At 69.5% G+C, this 15571-nt stretch carries 14 protein-coding genes; 11 read left to right on the top strand and 3 right to left on the bottom strand.

The window, feature by feature from the left end; translation table 11 throughout:
• Positions 1 to 142: 142 nt before the first annotated feature.
• The 7 genes from ACP4J3_RS04705 (at position 143) to ACP4J3_RS04675 (ending at position 7493) form a co-directional block, all read left to right on the top strand.
• Positions 143 to 943: an ABC transporter permease gene (locus ACP4J3_RS04705; RefSeq protein WP_426530668.1), complete on the top strand. Its 801-nt coding sequence runs from the start codon at positions 143 to 145 to the stop codon at positions 941 to 943.
• Positions 936 to 1757 (top strand): ABC transporter permease, encoded by an 822-nt coding sequence (locus ACP4J3_RS04700; protein ID WP_426530666.1) that lies wholly within the window; start codon positions 936 to 938, stop codon positions 1755 to 1757. The genes ACP4J3_RS04705 and ACP4J3_RS04700 overlap by 8 nt, the downstream gene beginning before the upstream one ends.
• 9 nt (positions 1758 to 1766) lie before the next feature.
• Complete coding sequence (locus tag ACP4J3_RS04695) at positions 1767 to 2750, top strand: ABC transporter ATP-binding protein (protein ID WP_426530664.1); 984 nt, start codon at positions 1767 to 1769, stop codon at positions 2748 to 2750.
• A 445-nt stretch (positions 2751 to 3195) separates the two neighbouring features.
• Positions 3196 to 5406 carry a glycoside hydrolase domain-containing protein gene (locus tag ACP4J3_RS04690; RefSeq protein ID WP_426530662.1) on the top strand — a complete coding sequence of 737 codons (2211 nt, stop codon included), beginning with the start codon at positions 3196 to 3198 and terminating at the stop codon, positions 5404 to 5406.
• A 28-nt stretch (positions 5407 to 5434) separates the two neighbouring features.
• On the top strand, positions 5435 to 5740 hold the full coding sequence (locus ACP4J3_RS04685; protein WP_426530660.1) for a hypothetical protein: 306 nt from the start codon (positions 5435 to 5437) through the stop codon (positions 5738 to 5740).
• A gap of 38 nt (positions 5741 to 5778) precedes the next feature.
• Complete coding sequence (locus tag ACP4J3_RS04680; RefSeq protein ID WP_426530658.1) at positions 5779 to 6459, top strand: twin-arginine translocation signal domain-containing protein; 681 nt, start codon at positions 5779 to 5781, stop codon at positions 6457 to 6459.
• A gap of 215 nt (positions 6460 to 6674) precedes the next feature.
• Positions 6675 to 7493, top strand: a complete 819-nt coding sequence (locus tag ACP4J3_RS04675; RefSeq protein ID WP_426530656.1) for a DUF1707 SHOCT-like domain-containing protein — start codon at positions 6675 to 6677, stop codon at positions 7491 to 7493.
• A gap of 24 nt (positions 7494 to 7517) precedes the next feature.
• Here ACP4J3_RS04675 and ACP4J3_RS04670 read toward each other — a convergent pair whose 3' ends face one another.
• Positions 7518 to 8855, bottom strand: coding sequence for an SGNH/GDSL hydrolase family protein (locus tag ACP4J3_RS04670; protein WP_426530654.1), 1338 nt, complete (start codon positions 8853 to 8855; stop codon positions 7518 to 7520).
• A gap of 233 nt (positions 8856 to 9088) precedes the next feature.
• Here ACP4J3_RS04670 and ACP4J3_RS04665 point away from each other — a divergent pair, with 233 nt between their 5' ends.
• Positions 9089 to 10456 (top strand): DUF445 domain-containing protein, encoded by a 1368-nt coding sequence (locus ACP4J3_RS04665; protein WP_426530652.1) that lies wholly within the window; start codon positions 9089 to 9091, stop codon positions 10454 to 10456.
• Between the two features lie 183 nt (positions 10457 to 10639).
• Here the strand turns inward: ACP4J3_RS04665 and ACP4J3_RS04660 are convergent, their stop codons facing one another.
• Complete coding sequence (locus tag ACP4J3_RS04660; RefSeq protein ID WP_426530650.1) at positions 10640 to 12148, bottom strand: alginate lyase family protein; 1509 nt, start codon at positions 12146 to 12148, stop codon at positions 10640 to 10642.
• Between the two features lie 146 nt (positions 12149 to 12294).
• On the opposite strand from ACP4J3_RS04660, the gene ACP4J3_RS04655 reads away from it, so the two are divergent.
• From ACP4J3_RS04655 to ACP4J3_RS04645, 3 genes are all read left to right on the top strand, one after another.
• Positions 12295 to 12654, top strand: a complete 360-nt coding sequence (locus ACP4J3_RS04655) for a VOC family protein (protein ID WP_426530648.1) — start codon at positions 12295 to 12297, stop codon at positions 12652 to 12654.
• Between the two features lie 105 nt (positions 12655 to 12759).
• The gene (locus tag ACP4J3_RS04650; protein WP_426530646.1) at positions 12760 to 14562 is read left to right on the top strand and encodes a glycosyltransferase; all 1803 of its coding nucleotides are present in this window, start codon (positions 12760 to 12762) and stop codon (positions 14560 to 14562) included.
• The gene (locus ACP4J3_RS04645; protein WP_426530644.1) at positions 14528 to 15007 is read left to right on the top strand and encodes a hypothetical protein; all 480 of its coding nucleotides are present in this window, start codon (positions 14528 to 14530) and stop codon (positions 15005 to 15007) included. Before ACP4J3_RS04650 ends, ACP4J3_RS04645 begins: the two co-directional genes overlap by 35 nt.
• A gap of 3 nt (positions 15008 to 15010) precedes the next feature.
• Here the strand turns inward: ACP4J3_RS04645 and ACP4J3_RS04640 are convergent, their stop codons facing one another.
• On the bottom strand, positions 15011 to 15424 hold the full coding sequence (locus ACP4J3_RS04640) for an SsgA family sporulation/cell division regulator (RefSeq protein ID WP_426530642.1): 414 nt from the start codon (positions 15422 to 15424) through the stop codon (positions 15011 to 15013).
• Positions 15425 to 15571 lie beyond the last annotated feature (147 nt).

Here is a 15571-nt window from a genome sequence, read left to right as displayed (position 1 = left end):
CCCGGCGGTCGGCGCGTGTGGGCCTGTCCTTCGCAGGTCGCTGAAGAGGTGCGCCCGGTCGGAAAACTCGTGGCCTGGCCCTCTGCCGGCGCACTAGGCTCCTGAGCTTCGGTGTCGGGCGCGGGCGAGGAGGGCTGTGGGTGTGGGCTCGTGGCGGTTGTACTTAACCGTCGCGGTGGGCGGATTCAGACGGTACGCGACTTATCGGGCGGCGACGGCGGCCGGAGTTTTCACCAACACCGTCTTCGGCGTGATCCTCGTCTACACGTATCTGGCGCTGTGGGACGAGAAGCCTCACCTCGGGGGGTACGACCAGGCGCAGGCGGTCACCTATGTGTGGCTCGGACAGTGCCTCTACGCGACGCTCGCGATCCAGGGCGGCGGCGCGGAAAAGGACCTGATGGAGCGTATCCGCACCGGGGAGATCGCCGTGGACCTCTACCGGCCGGCCGACCTCCAACTGTGGTGGCTGGCAGGCGACGTGGGGCGCGCGCTGTTCCAGATGCTGGGGCGGGGCGTGATCCCGTTCGCGTTCGGCGCGCTCTTCTTCCCGATGGCGCTGCCGACGGGGGTCACCCCCTGGGCGGCCTGTCTGCTCGCGCTGCTGTTGGCGACGGTCGTCAGCTTCGCGATCCGCTATCTGGCGGCGCTGAGCGTGTTCTGGCTGCTGGACGGCATGGGCGTCTCGCAGGTCCTGATGATCACAGGGGTCTTCTTCTCCGGCATCGTGCTCCCGCTGAACGCCTTCCCGGGAGCGTTCGGCGACATCGTGCAGATGCTGCCGTGGGCGGCGCAGATCCAGATGCCGGCCGACGTCCTGATGGGCGAGATCGACCCGTTGAACGCGTTCGCTTTCCAGGCGGCGTGGGCGGTGGTGCTGCTGGCGGCGGGGCGGCTGCTCCAGACGGCGGCGGCACGGCGGGTGGTGGTGCAGGGTGGGTGAGCGGAGCGCCGTCGTCGCGGGACTGCGGGCCTACTGGCTGATCGCCGGGATGTGGGTGCGCTCCAGCATGACCTACCGCACGTCCTTCGTCGTCACGATGATCGGCAACCTGACCATGACCGGCATGGACTTCGTCGGGATCCTGCTGATGTTCTCTCAGGTCGACACGCTGGGCGGCTGGTCGCTGCCCGAAGTCGCCTTCCTGTATGGGCTGTCGGTGACGGCGTTCGGGATCGCCGACCTCGCGCTCGGCTCGATGGACGTCCTGGGCGCCCGGATGCGCGACGGCTCCTTCGACACGCTGCTCGTACGGCCCGCGCCGGTGCTCGCCCAGGTAGGCGCGGACCGTTTCGCGCTGCGCCGGCTGGGCCGCATCACCCAGGGCGCGCTGGTGCTGGGCTGGGCGCTGTTCTCGGTCGACGTCGACTGGAGCGCGCCGAAGGTGCTGCTGGTGCCGGTGATGGTGGTCAGCGGTGCGGTGATCTTCTCGGCGGTGTTCGTGGCGGGCGCGGCCTTCCAGATCTATGCACAGGACGCCGCCGAGGTGCAGAACGCGTTCACCTACGGCGGGACCACCCTGCTGCAGTATCCGCCGACCGTGTTCGGCAAGGACCTGGTGCGCGGCGTGACCTTCATGCTGCCGCTCGCCTTCGTCAACTGGGTGCCCGCCGCCCACGTGTTGGGGCGGCCGTACCCGATCGGCCTGCCCGAGTGGACGGCCTTCGCGTCGCCGCTGGTGGCCGCGGTGTGCTGTGCGCTGGCCGGTCTGGCGTGGCGGACCGGGCTGCGGTCGTATCGGAGTACGGGAAGTTAGGGGCAGGCCATGCGGGACGACGCGTTCATCGAACTCGACGGCGTCGAGAAGGTCTTCGACGTACGCAGGAAGACCGGCTTCCTCAAACGGGAGCGGCGGCAGGTGCGGGCCGTCGACTCGATCTCCTTCACCGTGGCGCGCGGCGAGATGGTGGGCTACATCGGGCCGAACGGTGCCGGGAAGTCCACGACGATCAAGATGCTGACGGGGATCCTGACACCGAGCGGCGGACGGCTGCGCGTCGCCGGCATCGACCCTTCCCGCGAGCGCAAGCGCCTCGCGCACCGCATCGGGGTGGTGTTCGGGCAGCGCACGACGCTGTGGTGGGACCTGCCGCTGATCGACTCGTACAAGCTGATGCACCGCATGTACCGCATCCCCGACGGCCGTTATCGCGAGAACCTCGACCGGCTCGTCGAACTCCTCGACCTGGGCGCGCTGTTGGATGTACCGGTGCGGCAGCTGTCGTTGGGCCAGCGCATGCGCGGCGACATCGCGGCGGCCCTGCTGCACGACCCCGACGTGCTGTATCTGGACGAGCCGACGATCGGGCTCGACGTCATCTCGAAGGCGAAGGTACGGGAGTTCCTGCGCGAGGTGAACACCGAGCGCGGCACGACGGTGCTGCTGACCACGCACGACCTCCAGGACATCGAGCAGTTGTGCTCGCGGGTGATGGTCATCGACCACGGGCGGCTGATGTACGACGGCCCGCTCGCCGGGCTGCACGAGGTGGGCCAGAGCGAGCGGACCCTCGTGGTCGACCTGGAGCGCGAGCTGCCGCCGATCGAGGCGCCGCCCGCGCGCGTGGTGAAGGTGGAGGGGCCGCGGCAGTGGCTGGCGTTCCCGGCGGCCGAGTCGGCGGCGGTGCTGGTGGCGCGGATCGCGGCGGAGTATCCGCTGGTGGATCTGTCGGTGCGGGAGCCCGACATCGAGGCCGTGATCGCGGAGATGCTGCATAGGTTGAAGCCCTTTCATATTGAAATCCCCTAGCCACAGCGGTGATCGTCCGTCATCGGGAGACTTCGCCATTGGTTGAAACGGCTTCATTCCGGTGAGATCACAGTCGGGTGACAGGCTGAGCCCGCTCAGCCGCGCAACACCATATTCAATCCATACCGGACTTGACCGCCTTTCATACGCGACGGAAGATCACACCAGTTGCCGTAGGCGCACCCGACCAGCGCGCCAGGCATTCGAGTCAAGGGGGAGGGCAGTTTTGGGCTGCCGTACGACGTCTGCTTGCCGATTCATCGCAGTCGTCCTGCATCCGTCGCGCTGTCGAGGTGCGGTACCGAGGTATGCGTCCGCCGAGTAGCGGACCTTATTGCCCACGTGTCCCCATGAGTTGACCTCCAGGTCGACAGTGCGATGTCGCGATGCCCCTCTCTTCACCGCATCAACTTCCCCACGCCGGACGACAGGAGAAGACGGAATCATGGCCGACGAGTTGGTGCTTCGCGCCCAGAGATTCGTGAACACCACCTACAACAATGGTGCGACGCTCGGCATATCCAAGCTGGAGGAGAACGGCCGGACCGGCTGGCCCGTGATGTACGCCCTGACCCGGGCGCTCCAGTACGAGATGGGCATCTCCGCCCTGTCCAACTCCTTTGGCCCGACCACCCTGGCAACGATCGGGGAGAAGTACGGCAAGCTGGACGAGACGACCATCCCCTCGGCGAACTTCTGCCGCATCATCCAGTCCGCGCTGTACTGCAAGGGCTACGACGGCGGTGAGATCGACGGCAAGTACAACGACCGCGTCAAGGCCGCTGTCGCGAAGCTCAACCAGAACATGGGCGTGGACAGTGTCTACCCGGGCACTTCCCTGTGGCCGAAGGTCGTCAAGGGCCTGTTCAACATGGACGCTTACGTCACCGTCCTCGACGGCTCGGACACCATCCGCTCCATCCAGCAGTGGCTGAACGGCCGGTACATCCTGCGCAAGGACTACTACGTCATCCCCTGCGACGGACACCACTCCCGCGATGTGGCCAAGTCGATGCTGCTGGCCATCCAGTACGAGCTGGGCATGGCCGACGGCGTCGCGAACGGCGTGTTCGGGCCCGGCACCCGGGCCGGTCTGAAGAGCCACAGCGTGTCGCTGGGCACCACTGGCGTCTGGGCGCAGCTGTTCACCGCGGCCATGATCCTGAACAAGCGGAACATTCCCTTCGGAAGCTTCACCTCCACGGTTCAGGCGGGTGTGCAGAGCTTCCAGTCCTTCAGCAAGCTACCTGTCACCGGCGTCGGCGACTTCCCGACCTGGGCCTCCCTGCTGGTCTCCTACGGCGACCAGTCCCGCAAGGGCGAGGCCTGCGACGGCGTCACCAAGATCACCCCCGCGCGGGCGCAGGCGCTCAAGGACGCCGGCTACAAGTACATCGGCCGCTACCTCTTCAACCCCTCCACGACGTCCCTGCCGGAGAAGGCGATCCAGCCGGGTGAGCTGGCCACCATCAAGGACTACGGGCTGCGCTGCTTCCCGATCTTCCAGACGTGGAGCCGGTCCGCCGACTACTTCAGTCACAACCAGGGCACCGCCGACGCGTTCCGGGCGATCGAGTGGGCCAAGTACCACGGTTTCAAGTCCGGCACCATCATCTACTTCGCCGTCGACTACGACGCGATGGACGGCGAGGTCACCACGTACATTCTCCCGCACTTCCGTGCGGTCACGCGCACCATCGGCGAGAACTCCGGTTACCGCGTGGGCATCTACGGCCCGCGCAACGTCTGCCAGCGGGTCGCCGACGCCGGGTACGCCGCGACCAGCTTCGTCTCCGACATGTCCAGCGGCTTCTCCGGCAACCTCGGCTACCCGCTGCCCACCAACTGGGCGTTCGACCAGATATCCACCATCACGGTCGGTTCGGGCGCAGGTTCGATCGAGATCGACAACAACATCGTCTCCGGACGCGACTTCGGCCAGAGCGACTTCAATCCCGGTGTCTCCTTCGACGGCTTGGACACGAGCCTGAACAAGGAGGCCCACCGAGCCTCCATGCTGCAGGACGTGAAGAACTATCTGGAGTCGATCGGCGTTCCCGAGACCGGCGGAGACGGCTGGACCGACAAGGACTGGGCCACTCTCGGCGGCATCTCCACCACCGAGGCCTTCGACGCAGTGGTGGACGCCGACTGGCTCTTCACCTCACTGGCCCGGTCACTGCGGATGCGCAAGGCGCTCATCCAGGCCCCGGTCATATGGGAACTGCGCAAACTCAATCCCGGCGACTTCGCCGCCGACGCGGCGGTCCAAGCAGGCTTGAAGGACGACTCCAGTACCGGCTGGGGACAGATCTTCGCCGCGACCGCCATCCAGGCCCGCAACTACTGCATCGGCGAAGGCATCATCAACGGCACCGGACTGGACCCCGACTCCAAGACCGACCTGAAGACCGTGTGGGACAAACTCCACGACGACCAGGAATACAACGTCCGCAGCGTCGCGTACACGTTGCTCTGGAACGCGGAACTGCTCGGTATCGACCGCCCGGGCCTGGACGGCGACGTCCACATCACCGAAGCCGTACTCGGCCGGTACAACGGTACGGGCCCGGACGCCGAGAAGTACGGACAAGAACTGATGGGCCTGTACAACGTCCTGGAGCAGTACAACGCATTGTCTCGCGCCGCGTCGTAACACAGGCGAACGAAAGAAAGCTGGAGAGATGACCAGACGATGGGCGGCAGCCCTGGGGGCGAATCTGCTTCTCGGGATCCCAGCCGTGGTGCCTGTCTGGCTGCTGTGGTTCTTGGCATCGAGCCTGGTGACAGGCCCCGAGCCGGAGGAAAACGACGGTATGGCGGTCTGGGTGGTCATCGCCACCGTCGTCGTCGGCCTCTACGCCCTGCTCTGGAGCACGGTCAACCGGTCGCTCGCACGCCGGAGTTCCCTTGCGCCACGCACCTACTGGCTGGTCAGCGTCTTGGCCACCCTCCTGCCGACCACGGCGCTCATCATCTACTCACCGTGAGAAAGGAACGAGACGTGCAGCACGACACACGAGGTGGCGTGTCCAGACGGACAGTGCTGACACACGCGGGCATCGTCACAGCCGCAGCGGCCGTGACCACCCTGGTCCCCGGCGTGGCGACGGCCGTGCCCGTCAAGGCCCCGCAGACCACACCGACCGACGTGCCCAGATCCATGAACGGCTGGGCCCTGGAAAAGGAGGCAAATCACGTCTCCACGGTGTGGACACGCCCAGTCCCCGGAACCGGCCTTGAGGTCGACATCCGGATCGGCGACGTGGAGGCGATCTTGCTCCACGTCGTCCGGCGCTTCCACTACGAGGTCGAGCAGCTCACCCGGATCGACCTCGCGGGCTGGCGGCAGATGGACGGCCTGAAGAAGAACCGGCCGGAGTCGAACCTGGCCTCCGGAACCGCGGTCCGGATCCGTCCGGGTGCGAGCGCGAGCGGTGGTCTCTTCCCGCTGCAGATGCTGACACTGCGCGACATCCTCGCCGACTGCGAGGGCGTGGTGCGCTGGGGCGGTGACGACAGCCCGGTGGACGAGTCGCTGTTCTACATCGACCGTGGCCCGGACGACGAGCTGGTTCGCAAGGTCGCCGACCGGCTGCGCCTGGCGGAGGCCACCCCGGGTCACGGCGCCGGCGTGGAGGTGGACGTGCTCAGCAGGTCCCGGCGCGGCCGCGCGGACCGCCTCGCCAAGGAGCAGCGAGCGAGCTGACCGCGAGTGACGAGGGGGCCGTACCGCCGGTCGGCGGTACGGCCCGTCCTTTTCAGGGGCGTCACGACCCCGGCGACCCGGTGTTCACCACCGGCCGCAAGGCGACCGGGGGCCATCCGCCGACCACGCTTCTACGGGCCCTCCTCGTGTCGCCGGAACAGGCCGAGCCGGCGATCTCATAGCCCCTCGGCGGGGTTCCTCGTAGGCTGCTGTACATGAGCGACGAAGCCCCGGAGCTGCGTGCCTCCGACGCCGATCGTGAACGAGTCGCCGAGGTCCTGCGGGACGCCCTCGCGGAGGGGCGTCTCGACATGGCGGAGTTCGAGGAACGCCTCGACGCGACGTACCAGGCTCGGACATACGGTGATCTGGCGCCCATCACCCGGGACCTGCCCGTCGGCGCGGTGGCCGCGCCGAAGGTCGACATGGTCAAGAAGGCCGAGGCCCCGGAGGGGAGTTGGCAGGGGCGCATCGTCGGCGGCGAGGGGTCCTCGACGTGGGGTGTCGCCGTGATGTCGGGGTTCCAGCGCAAGGGGCGGTGGACCGCGCCGAAGCGGTTCAACTGTTTCACCTTCTGGGGCGGCGGCGAGATCGATCTGCGGGAGGCGAACTTCGCGGACCGGGAGATCGAGATCAACTGCGTCGCGATCATGGGCGGGATGCAGGTGATCGTGCCGCCCGGGGTCGAGGTCGTGGTGCGCGGCATCGGGATCATGGGGGGCTTCGACCACCGTGAGGAAGGGGTGCCCGGGGACCCCGGGGCGCCTCGGGTGATCGTGACCGGGTTCGCCCTCTGCGGCGGCGTCGGGGTCGAGCGGAAGCTGACGCGGGCGCAGAAGCAGGAGCTGAGGGAGGAGCGGCGCCGGGAGAAGCTGGAGCGCAGGGCGGAGCGCCGGGGGCTGCGGGCGTCGGCCCGGGACGAGCAGTACCAGGCGCATACGGGGATGCTGGAGGACCACCGGGACCAGTGGCGCCATGTACATGATGAGCGGGGGAGCCGGTGGGAGAAGAAGCGGGAGCGGGACGAGGACTGACCCGCCCGGCCTGAGCGGCCGCGGCTACAGCTCCGCCGGAGCCGATCCCTTCAGGTCGTCCAGGTCGAAGGACCGCGCCATCTCCTCGTAGCCCTTGTCGCTCGGGTGGAGATGATCGCCCGAGTCGTAGTCGGGGCGGAACTTGCGGGGGTTGTACGGGTCCCTCAGGGCCTTGTCGAAGTCCGCGACCGCGTCGAAGACCCGGCCCGCGCGGATCTCGGCGTTGATCCGCTGCCGCACGTTCTCGCGGGCGTCGGTGTAGCCGCGGTGGCCCTGGAAGGGCATCAGGGTCGCGCCGACGACCTTGACGCCGCGGGCGTGGGCCTGGCGGACCAGGGCGCGCAGGCCGTCGAGGATGCGGTCGGGGTCGGCGAGGTTCGGGTTGCGCAGGATGTCGTTGACGCCGAGGTCGATCACGACGACCTTGACGTTCGTACGGGACAGGGCGTCGCGGTGGAAGCGGCCGAGGCCGGCCTCGTTGTTCGCGGGGCGCCCGGCGCCGCTGGCCAGGATCTGGTTGCCGCTGATGCCCTGGTTGACGACGCTGTAGCGCGGCACGTTCGCCCCGGACGCGACCGCCGCGCGCAGCCGGCGCGACAGGAAGTCCGTCCAGCGGTGGTTGGCGTTGCGGCTGGAGGAGATGCCGTCGGTCAGGGAGTCGCCGAAGACCACGACGGTGCCGTCGGACTCGTGGCTGAGGACGTCCAGCGCGGTCAGATAGCGCCAGGCGTCCACCTGCCCGGTGTACGCCGTCCCGGTCGCGTCCTCGGTGAGGTCGCCCTGGGCGATGTAGCTGGTCTGGCGGGCGTGCGGGTGGTAGGTGACCGGGCCGGACGCGGTGGGGGAGTAGGTGGTGACCAGGATGTCGGAGTCCGCCGGGATGGTCAGGTGCACGGCGTCGCTGAGCACCCGCTGGCCCGGCGGGATGACGACCGTGGTGTTCCCGCCGAAGGTCAGCCGGCGCATCGTCTCCGGGACGGCGGCCGCGGTGCCGGGGGCGGAGGAGAGGGCGACCGACGCGTGGGTGATCGTGAGCTGTGCCTGGCCGTAGAGGTTGGACAGCGTGATCCGGGCGCTCGTACCGCCGACGCCGGTGTGCACGACGTTGCGCACCGAGTGGCCCGCCAGGCCCTTCACCTCGGTGCCGGGCTCGGCACCGACCGGGGAGGCGGACCAGGCGCCGACCCAGATGCCGGTGGAGGCGGGTGCGGCGGGGCCCGGGCCGGTCCCCTCCCGGGTGCGGCCGCTCGCGCTGGTGGTGCTTCCGTCGTCGGAGGCCACTCCGACGTATATGGCGGTGGAAACCGCCACGATCACGGCGATGATCGCGGAAAGCAGGGCATAACCGTAACGCTTGGTCATGCGGTGCGTATCTCCTCGGGCGGATGGGAGCCCGAGGCTCCGATGTGATCACCTTCATGATGCGGCATGAGGCGGCGGGGGGCCACGCGGACCCCCCATTGGGCCGCCGGAGTTCATCCTCAGTTCGCCGTCGAACTCCCCCCGCCTGACAGACGCCGGGAACTCTTGATTCGTTCCAGGAGTAGGTCAGGAAGGGACAATGTGTGCGGGGGATCCTGGACGGGTGGAGCGGAATGGAACGTACGAATCCGGATGAAACGCGAACACATGGCGTAGAGCAGCATGCCCGCCAGGACGTCGCCGGTAACCGGGGCGTCCCCGCATCGGCCGTACGTGCGATGACGACCTTCACCGCCGCCGACGAGGAGAAGCGGCGCGGCGTACGGCGGATGAAGCTCACCGCGACCGGGCTGCTGCTGTTCGTGGCGCTGGTGTACGTCCTCGCCAAGGTGGCGGCGAACGAGGGCGCGGGCGCCTGGGCGAACTACGTCGCCGCGGCCGCCGAGGCCGGCATGGTCGGCGCGCTCGCCGACTGGTTCGCGGTCACGGCCCTGTTCCGTCACCCCCTGGGCATCCCCATCCCGCACACCGCGATCATCCCCAACAAGAAGGACCAGCTCGGCGTCTCGCTGGGCGAGTTCGTCGGCGAGAACTTCCTCTCCGAGGACGTCGTACGCCAGCGCCTGCGCGCCGTCGGCATCGGCAGCCGCCTCGGCGCCTGGCTGGCCGAGCCGGAACACGCCGACCGGGTGACGGCGGAGCTGTCGGCGGCGCTCAGAGGCGCCCTGACGGTGATGCGCGACTCGGACGTCCAGGCGGTCGTGGGGGAGGCGATCACCCGGCGCGCCGACGCCCAGGAGATCGCGCCCGGCATAGGGAAGATGCTGGACAAGATCGTCGCGGACGGCGGCCACAAGCGGGCCGTCGATCTCGTCGTCGCCCGCGCGCAGAACTGGCTCATCCTGCACGACGACGAGATCATGGACGCCGTCCAGGGCGGCGCCCCCGGCTGGACCCCGAGATTCGTCGACCGGCGGGTCGGCGAGCGCGTCTACAAGGAGCTGCTGCGCTTCGTCACCGAGATGCGCGACATGCCCTCCCACCCCGCCCGCGCCGCCCTCGACCGCTTCCTCACCGACTTCGCCGCCGATCTGCAGTCCGACACGGACACCCGCGCGCGCGTCGAGCGGCTCAAGGGCGAGGTGCTGGGCCGCGGCGAGGTGCAGGACCTCATCGCGTCCGCCTGGAGCGCCGTACGGTCGATGATCGTCTCGGCGGCCGAGGACGAGCGCAGCGAGCTGCGCCTGCGGGTGCGGGCCTCGCTGCTGTCGCTGGGCTCGCGCATGGCGGTCGAGCCGCGGCTGCAGGCCAAGGTCGACAGCTGGGTGGAGGGCGCGGCGGTGTACGTCGTCACCACATACCGCAAGGAGATCACGTCCCTGATCACGGACACCGTGGCGAGCTGGGACGCCGAGCACACGACGCGGAAGATCGAGGCGCACATCGGACGCGACCTGCAGTTCATCCGCATCAACGGCACCGTGGTGGGCTCGCTCGCCGGGCTGCTGATCTACACGTTGTCGCGGGGGCTGGGGGCGTAGGGGGTGGCCGGGTGCAGGGGGCCATGCCATCCGGCCGGCGTATGGCATCGGGCGTGTGGCATCACGCGTATGACATCCGGCGTAAGGGACCGGCCCCGGCTCTTCCCCCGTGGAGAGCCCGGACCGGAGACCAGTGCCCGTGCCTTGGACCAGTGCCCGTGCTTTCCCGTGGCCCTGTGCCCCTTACTGCGACTCGCGCCGGAGCCGGTCGCGGCGGCGCAGCAGGAGCAGGCCGCCGGCGAGGGCGGTGATGCCGGTGGCGGCGGTCCAGCCGAGGATGTCGTTCGAGCCGGTGGCGGCGAGGTCACCGGTAGCGGCGGCGGAGGCGGACGCCGAGGGGAATGCGCCGGCCCCGGCGCCGGTCCCGGTCTGCGGCCGGGCGTCCGACCCCGTACCGGCCGCGGCCGACGCTGACCCCGACGCGGCCGGGCTGGGTGAACCGCCGGTGCCTCCCGCCCCCGTGGCCCGGTCCCGCGTGAACGCCAGCGTGCCGAAGCCCAGTTGGTCGTAGCCGCCGCTGTCGGGGCCGTAGTCCCCGCCGCCGCCCTCGGGGGCGGCCTGGGCGGCGATGCGGGTGACGTACGACGCGTCCAGTCCCCGGCGCTTGGTGTAGTGGTTGGCGATCATGGCCCAGATGGGGCGCTGCATGGCCGGGTCGACGGGAGCGGCCGAGGTCACGGTCTCGCTGCCGGACCAGCCGTTGACGGCGCCCTTCGCACGGGTGTTGGCGGTGAAGGGCACGTCACCGCCCATGGCCCACTTGGCCACGAACTGGGCGCTCTTGAGGAAGCGGTTGTCGTCGTAGCCGTACAGGTCGATGCCCTGGTTCCAGGCCATCTCGCAGAAGGTGGCCATCAGACCGACGCCCATCAGCGCGTGCCCCTGGTCGCGCCCGGCCTCGACCCACTCGGCGAGCCCGTCGTCGTGCACGACGGGGATGGCGTTCTTGATGGCGCCCAGGCCCTCGCCGTGCTTGAAGTACTCGACGGCCCGCTCGACCTTGGCCTGGTCGTCGCAGAAGATCCCGGTCGCCAGGACACAGGCCATGTTGCACAGGTCCCAGTTGGTCCAGTAGTTGCTGACGACGGCGCCGTTGTGGTTGGCGAGGAAGTCCTCGCTGAGCGGGTGGAAGACGTCGAGCAGCATCTTCCGGAACCGCTCCAGCTCGAAGTCGTCCCGGTCACGGACGAGTTCGGCGGCGTTGGCGAACTGGTAACCGTACAGCCCCGCCGCCAGGAACCGGTCCGCGCTGCCCTGCAGGCTGGTCAGCGTGGCCGACCAGGCGTTGAGGATCTTGACGGCGGTCTCGGCGTGGGCGCTGTCGCCGCTGACGTGCCAGCGCAGGGCGTTCTGGTAGGCGGCGTGGATGTCCTTGAAGAGCGCCGCGTAGTTCTGGGGGGTGCCGGCGCCCCGGTAGACCGTCGCGGCGGGGCGGGGCGTCCAACCGCTGTGTGAGCGGCCGTTGGCGGTCAGCCTGGCGAACCCGGCCGTGTAGGGTTCCGCGCCGGCCTTCACCTTGGCGGCCATGCGGTCGAGGTCGGCGCGGGTGTGCAGCAGGCCGGGGTGGGCGTAGCCGCCGGCCGCCACGGCAGGAGCGGGCGTCACGGCCGTACCGATACCGACGGCTCCGGCGGTCGCACCCGCGGCCTTGAGCATGCTTCGGCGGCTGATCTGTCGTGTCACGTGGCTCATTCCTCGCGTGCCTGTGGCTGGGGACGGTGAGGAGACGGAGCGAGACTGCGGGGATAACAAAAACTCCGGACACCACTGACACCACTGACGCCACTGACACGACTGGCGTCACTGACATCACTGACATCACTGAGGGAGCCGTACCGATGACCATTCGCAGGATCGTCCCCAACGTCCAGGTCGGGTCGGAGGAGGCGAAGACGACGAACCGCGACTTCTACGGCCTCCTCGGCTTCGAGGAGGCCATGGACATGGGCTGGGTGACGACGATGACCTCCCCATCCAATCCCACCGCCCAGATCAGCTTCTTCACCGAGGAGCGCACCGCCCCCGTCGTCCCCGACCTGAGCGTGGAGGTCGAGGACGTCGACGCCGTGTACGCGCAGGTGGTGGCGTCGGGCGCGGAGGTCGTACGGGAGATCCAGGACGAGGAGTGGGGCGTACGGCGGTTCTTCGTGAGGGATCCGGGCGGCCGGGTGGTGAATGTGCTGAGCCACCGGGGCTAGCGGGACGCGGGGGCGGGTTTCCGAAGCCGGAGGTTCGCCCTAGCGTGGAGGGTGGCCTCACCCGGCAGCAGCCGGGCCCAACCGCGTCCGTCACCGGGAGCAGTGATGCTCAAGGTCAGCATCGTGGTGCCCGTCCACAACGCGGGCCGCTACCTCGACCTGTGCGCACCCTCGCTCCTCGACCAGAGCATCGGACGCGACGCGTACGAGATCATCTACGTCGACGACGGCTCCACCGACGACTCCCCCCGGCGCCTGGACGACCTCGCCGCCCGGCACCCGCACGTCCGCGTCGCCCACCAGGAGAACTCCGGCTGGCCCGGCAAGCCCCGCAACGTCGGCGTGCGACTGGCCCGCGGCGAGTACGTCCAGTTCGTCGACCAGGACGACGAACTCACCCCCGAGGCACTGCAGCGCCTCCACGGCCTCGCCGTCCGCAACCGCTCCGACATCGTGCTGGGCAAGGTCACCGGCACCATGCAGGGCCCGAGCAGCGTCTTCAAACGCACGGTGGAGCGCTGCACCGCCGCCGACGCGCCCCTCTTCGAGAGCCTCACCCCGCACAAGATGTTCCGCCGCCGCTTCCTGCTCGACCACGGCATCGAGTTCCCCGAGGGGCGGGTACGCCTTGAGGACCAGGTCTTCATGGCCAGGGCGTACGTCCGCGCCAAGACCGTCTCCATCCTCGGCGGCCACCCCTGCTACATCTGGAACCGCCGCGACGACGGAGGCAACACCAGCGCCCGCGCGACACCGCCCGAGGTCTACTACGGCCATCTGCGTACGGTCGTGGCGGCGGTGAAGGAGGGCACCGACCCCGGCCCCCTCCAGGACCACCTCCTGCGCCGCTCCTACCGAGTGGAACTCCTGCGCCCGGTCAGCGAGCCCCGAGTCCTGCAGCGCACCGGCAAGGCCCTGGAGCGGTACTTCACCGTCGTACGCCGCATGGCCCTCGACTGCTATCCGCCCGGCGTACGCGCGGGCCTCCCGGCGATCAGCGCACTCAGGGCGGCCCTGCTGGAGGCCGGCCGCCTGGACTCCCTCGTCGAACTGGCCCGCCGCACCCAGCACATCAGAGCCCACCTGACGATCGACGACATCCGCTGGAGCGAGGGCGGGAGCGGGAGCGGCAGCGTGGGCGGGCCGGCCGGGGCGAGGCTCCTCATCTCGACGACGATCACCCTGCTCCGCCCGGACGGCGAACCCCTCACCCTCCAGGAGCGCGACGGCAGGCTGTTCCTGGACCCCGCCCTCCTCGCCGGCATCGAGGGAGCCGAGCACTGGGAGGTCCCGGACCCGCTCGACCACGCCCGCGGCGAACTGCTCGTCCACGACACGGCACGGGACGAGTGGTGGTTCCCGGACGCCGATCTCACCCCGCGCCTGGAACCCCTGGCCACCACCGGCCACCACCGCGTCGCCGTGTCCGGCGTGACGGCCGTGGACCCCCGGACCCTCGCCGGCGGCGACACCCTGCTCCCCGGCACGCACCTCGTCTGGGCCTCCGCCCAACTCCTGGGCGTGGGCCGCCGCGTCCGCGTCACCGCCACCACCACCGAGCACCGCCCCCACCTGCCCACCACCCGTCTGGGCGCCCCACCCCGCCTGCTCATCCCCACCTGGTCCGCCCGCGACGACCAACTCCGCCTGGCAGTAGGCCCCTTGGGCCACACGACCACCGCCCACCGCGCCTTCCTCCACACAACCAACTCCCCCCACCTGCGCCGCACGGCCCGCACCCTCATCCACCGCCTCCCACCATCCCTGCGCCACGGCGCCCGCGCCCTGGCCCGGCGGGCGGATCCGTGGAGACCGGGCCGGGGCCGGGAAGAACTCCCTGACAGGCGCGGTGCCGAGGGGCCAGGATCACCCCGTGCAACCCTCCCAAGGCACGGGCGAACCCCCTGAACACGCCCGCTTCGCCGCCTACGTCGACGAACTGCGGCGGTCCTCCCCCACCGAGGAACCGGCCCTGATCCGCCGTATCCTCACCGACCCGGACCGGACGATGGCCGAGTCCGCCGTGACCCGTCACCTGGACCACCGGGCCGCCGCGATCCACGTGACCCGCGACTACGCCGAATGGGCCGAGTGGGCCGAGACCATGACCGCGGCGACGGCCGGCCGCCCCTTCCTGACCAACCGCCTCCGCGAGTGGACCCTCCTCAGAGCCGTCCACCTCGACGACCCATGGGACCCCGACGCCCTGACCCGTTCGTCCAACTGGCTCCAGCTCAAGCTCGCCGGAACCCCGGCCATTTCGGCCACGGCGCTCACCCTCCTCGCCGACCGGGGCCGCACCAAGAGGATCCGCCACACGGCGCGCGCCGGCCTCGTCTCACCGGCCGGCTGAGCCTCACACCCCGTCGAGCAGGGACATCAGGCCGTGGTCCAGTTCCGGGCCCAGGGTCTCTCTCCCCGGCTCGACGACGGCGTACGAGCGTTGCAGAAACCGCCGGAGAGAGGCCGTGCCGAATCTGATGGCGGCCATGCCGTGCGGCGCGTGGAACTCGATGACCGTGCGCGACCGGCCGTACGGACGTATGCGTACGTCCCCGATCCCGGCGGCCGCCACCAGCCCCTCCTCCAGCAGCGAGCGGGCGAACGTCCACGTCACCCCGTCCCCGTCGGCCGAGACATGGGCGGGGAAGTCGATGCGCACGGCGAAGGGATCGGCCGCGCGGTAGCGCAGGGTGGGGCGGATCGGCAGCTCCGGGTAGTCGGGGGTGGCCAGGCGGGCGCGGACGGGCTGGTCGAGGGTGAGGCGCATGGTCGGTCTTCTCTCCTGTGGGTGCCGGTACGCCTTCTCGACCGCGTGGCAGGCCTGTTGATTACGCCGAACCGGAACCTCACCTCTGTGATCTAACTCACGCGAACCGGATGGTTGAGTTTTAAGTCATCTACGCTGACAAACTCG

The sequence above is a fragment of the Streptomyces sp. UG1 genome (assembly GCF_049974585.1).
Classification (GTDB): domain Bacteria; phylum Actinomycetota; class Actinomycetes; order Streptomycetales; family Streptomycetaceae; genus Streptomyces.
Note: the sequence above shows the minus strand (reverse complement) of the source record. Positions and strands in the feature narration are given on the sequence as shown.

What these genes read in the sequence shown, in the direction of transcription:
- ACP4J3_RS04695 (WP_426530664.1), top strand. Translation starts at nt 1,767, where the DNA reads ATGCGGGACGACGCGTTCATCGAACTCGACGGCGTCGAGAAGGTCTTC.
- ACP4J3_RS04690 (WP_426530662.1), top strand. Translation starts at nt 3,196, where the DNA reads ATGGCCGACGAGTTGGTGCTTCGCGCCCAGAGATTCGTGAACACCACC.
- ACP4J3_RS04670 (WP_426530654.1), bottom strand. Translation starts at nt 8,855, where the DNA reads ATGACCAAGCGTTACGGTTATGCCCTGCTTTCCGCGATCATCGCCGTG.
- ACP4J3_RS04655 (WP_426530648.1), top strand. Translation starts at nt 12,295, where the DNA reads ATGACCATTCGCAGGATCGTCCCCAACGTCCAGGTCGGGTCGGAGGAG.
- ACP4J3_RS04640 (WP_426530642.1), bottom strand. Translation starts at nt 15,424, where the DNA reads ATGCGCCTCACCCTCGACCAGCCCGTCCGCGCCCGCCTGGCCACCCCC.
- ACP4J3_RS04685 (WP_426530660.1), top strand. Translation starts at nt 5,435, where the DNA reads ATGACCAGACGATGGGCGGCAGCCCTGGGGGCGAATCTGCTTCTCGGG.
- ACP4J3_RS04665 (WP_426530652.1), top strand. Translation starts at nt 9,089, where the DNA reads ATGGAACGTACGAATCCGGATGAAACGCGAACACATGGCGTAGAGCAG.
- ACP4J3_RS04650 (WP_426530646.1), top strand. Translation starts at nt 12,760, where the DNA reads ATGCTCAAGGTCAGCATCGTGGTGCCCGTCCACAACGCGGGCCGCTAC.
- ACP4J3_RS04675 (WP_426530656.1), top strand. Translation starts at nt 6,675, where the DNA reads ATGAGCGACGAAGCCCCGGAGCTGCGTGCCTCCGACGCCGATCGTGAA.
- ACP4J3_RS04660 (WP_426530650.1), bottom strand. Translation starts at nt 12,148, where the DNA reads ATGAGCCACGTGACACGACAGATCAGCCGCCGAAGCATGCTCAAGGCC.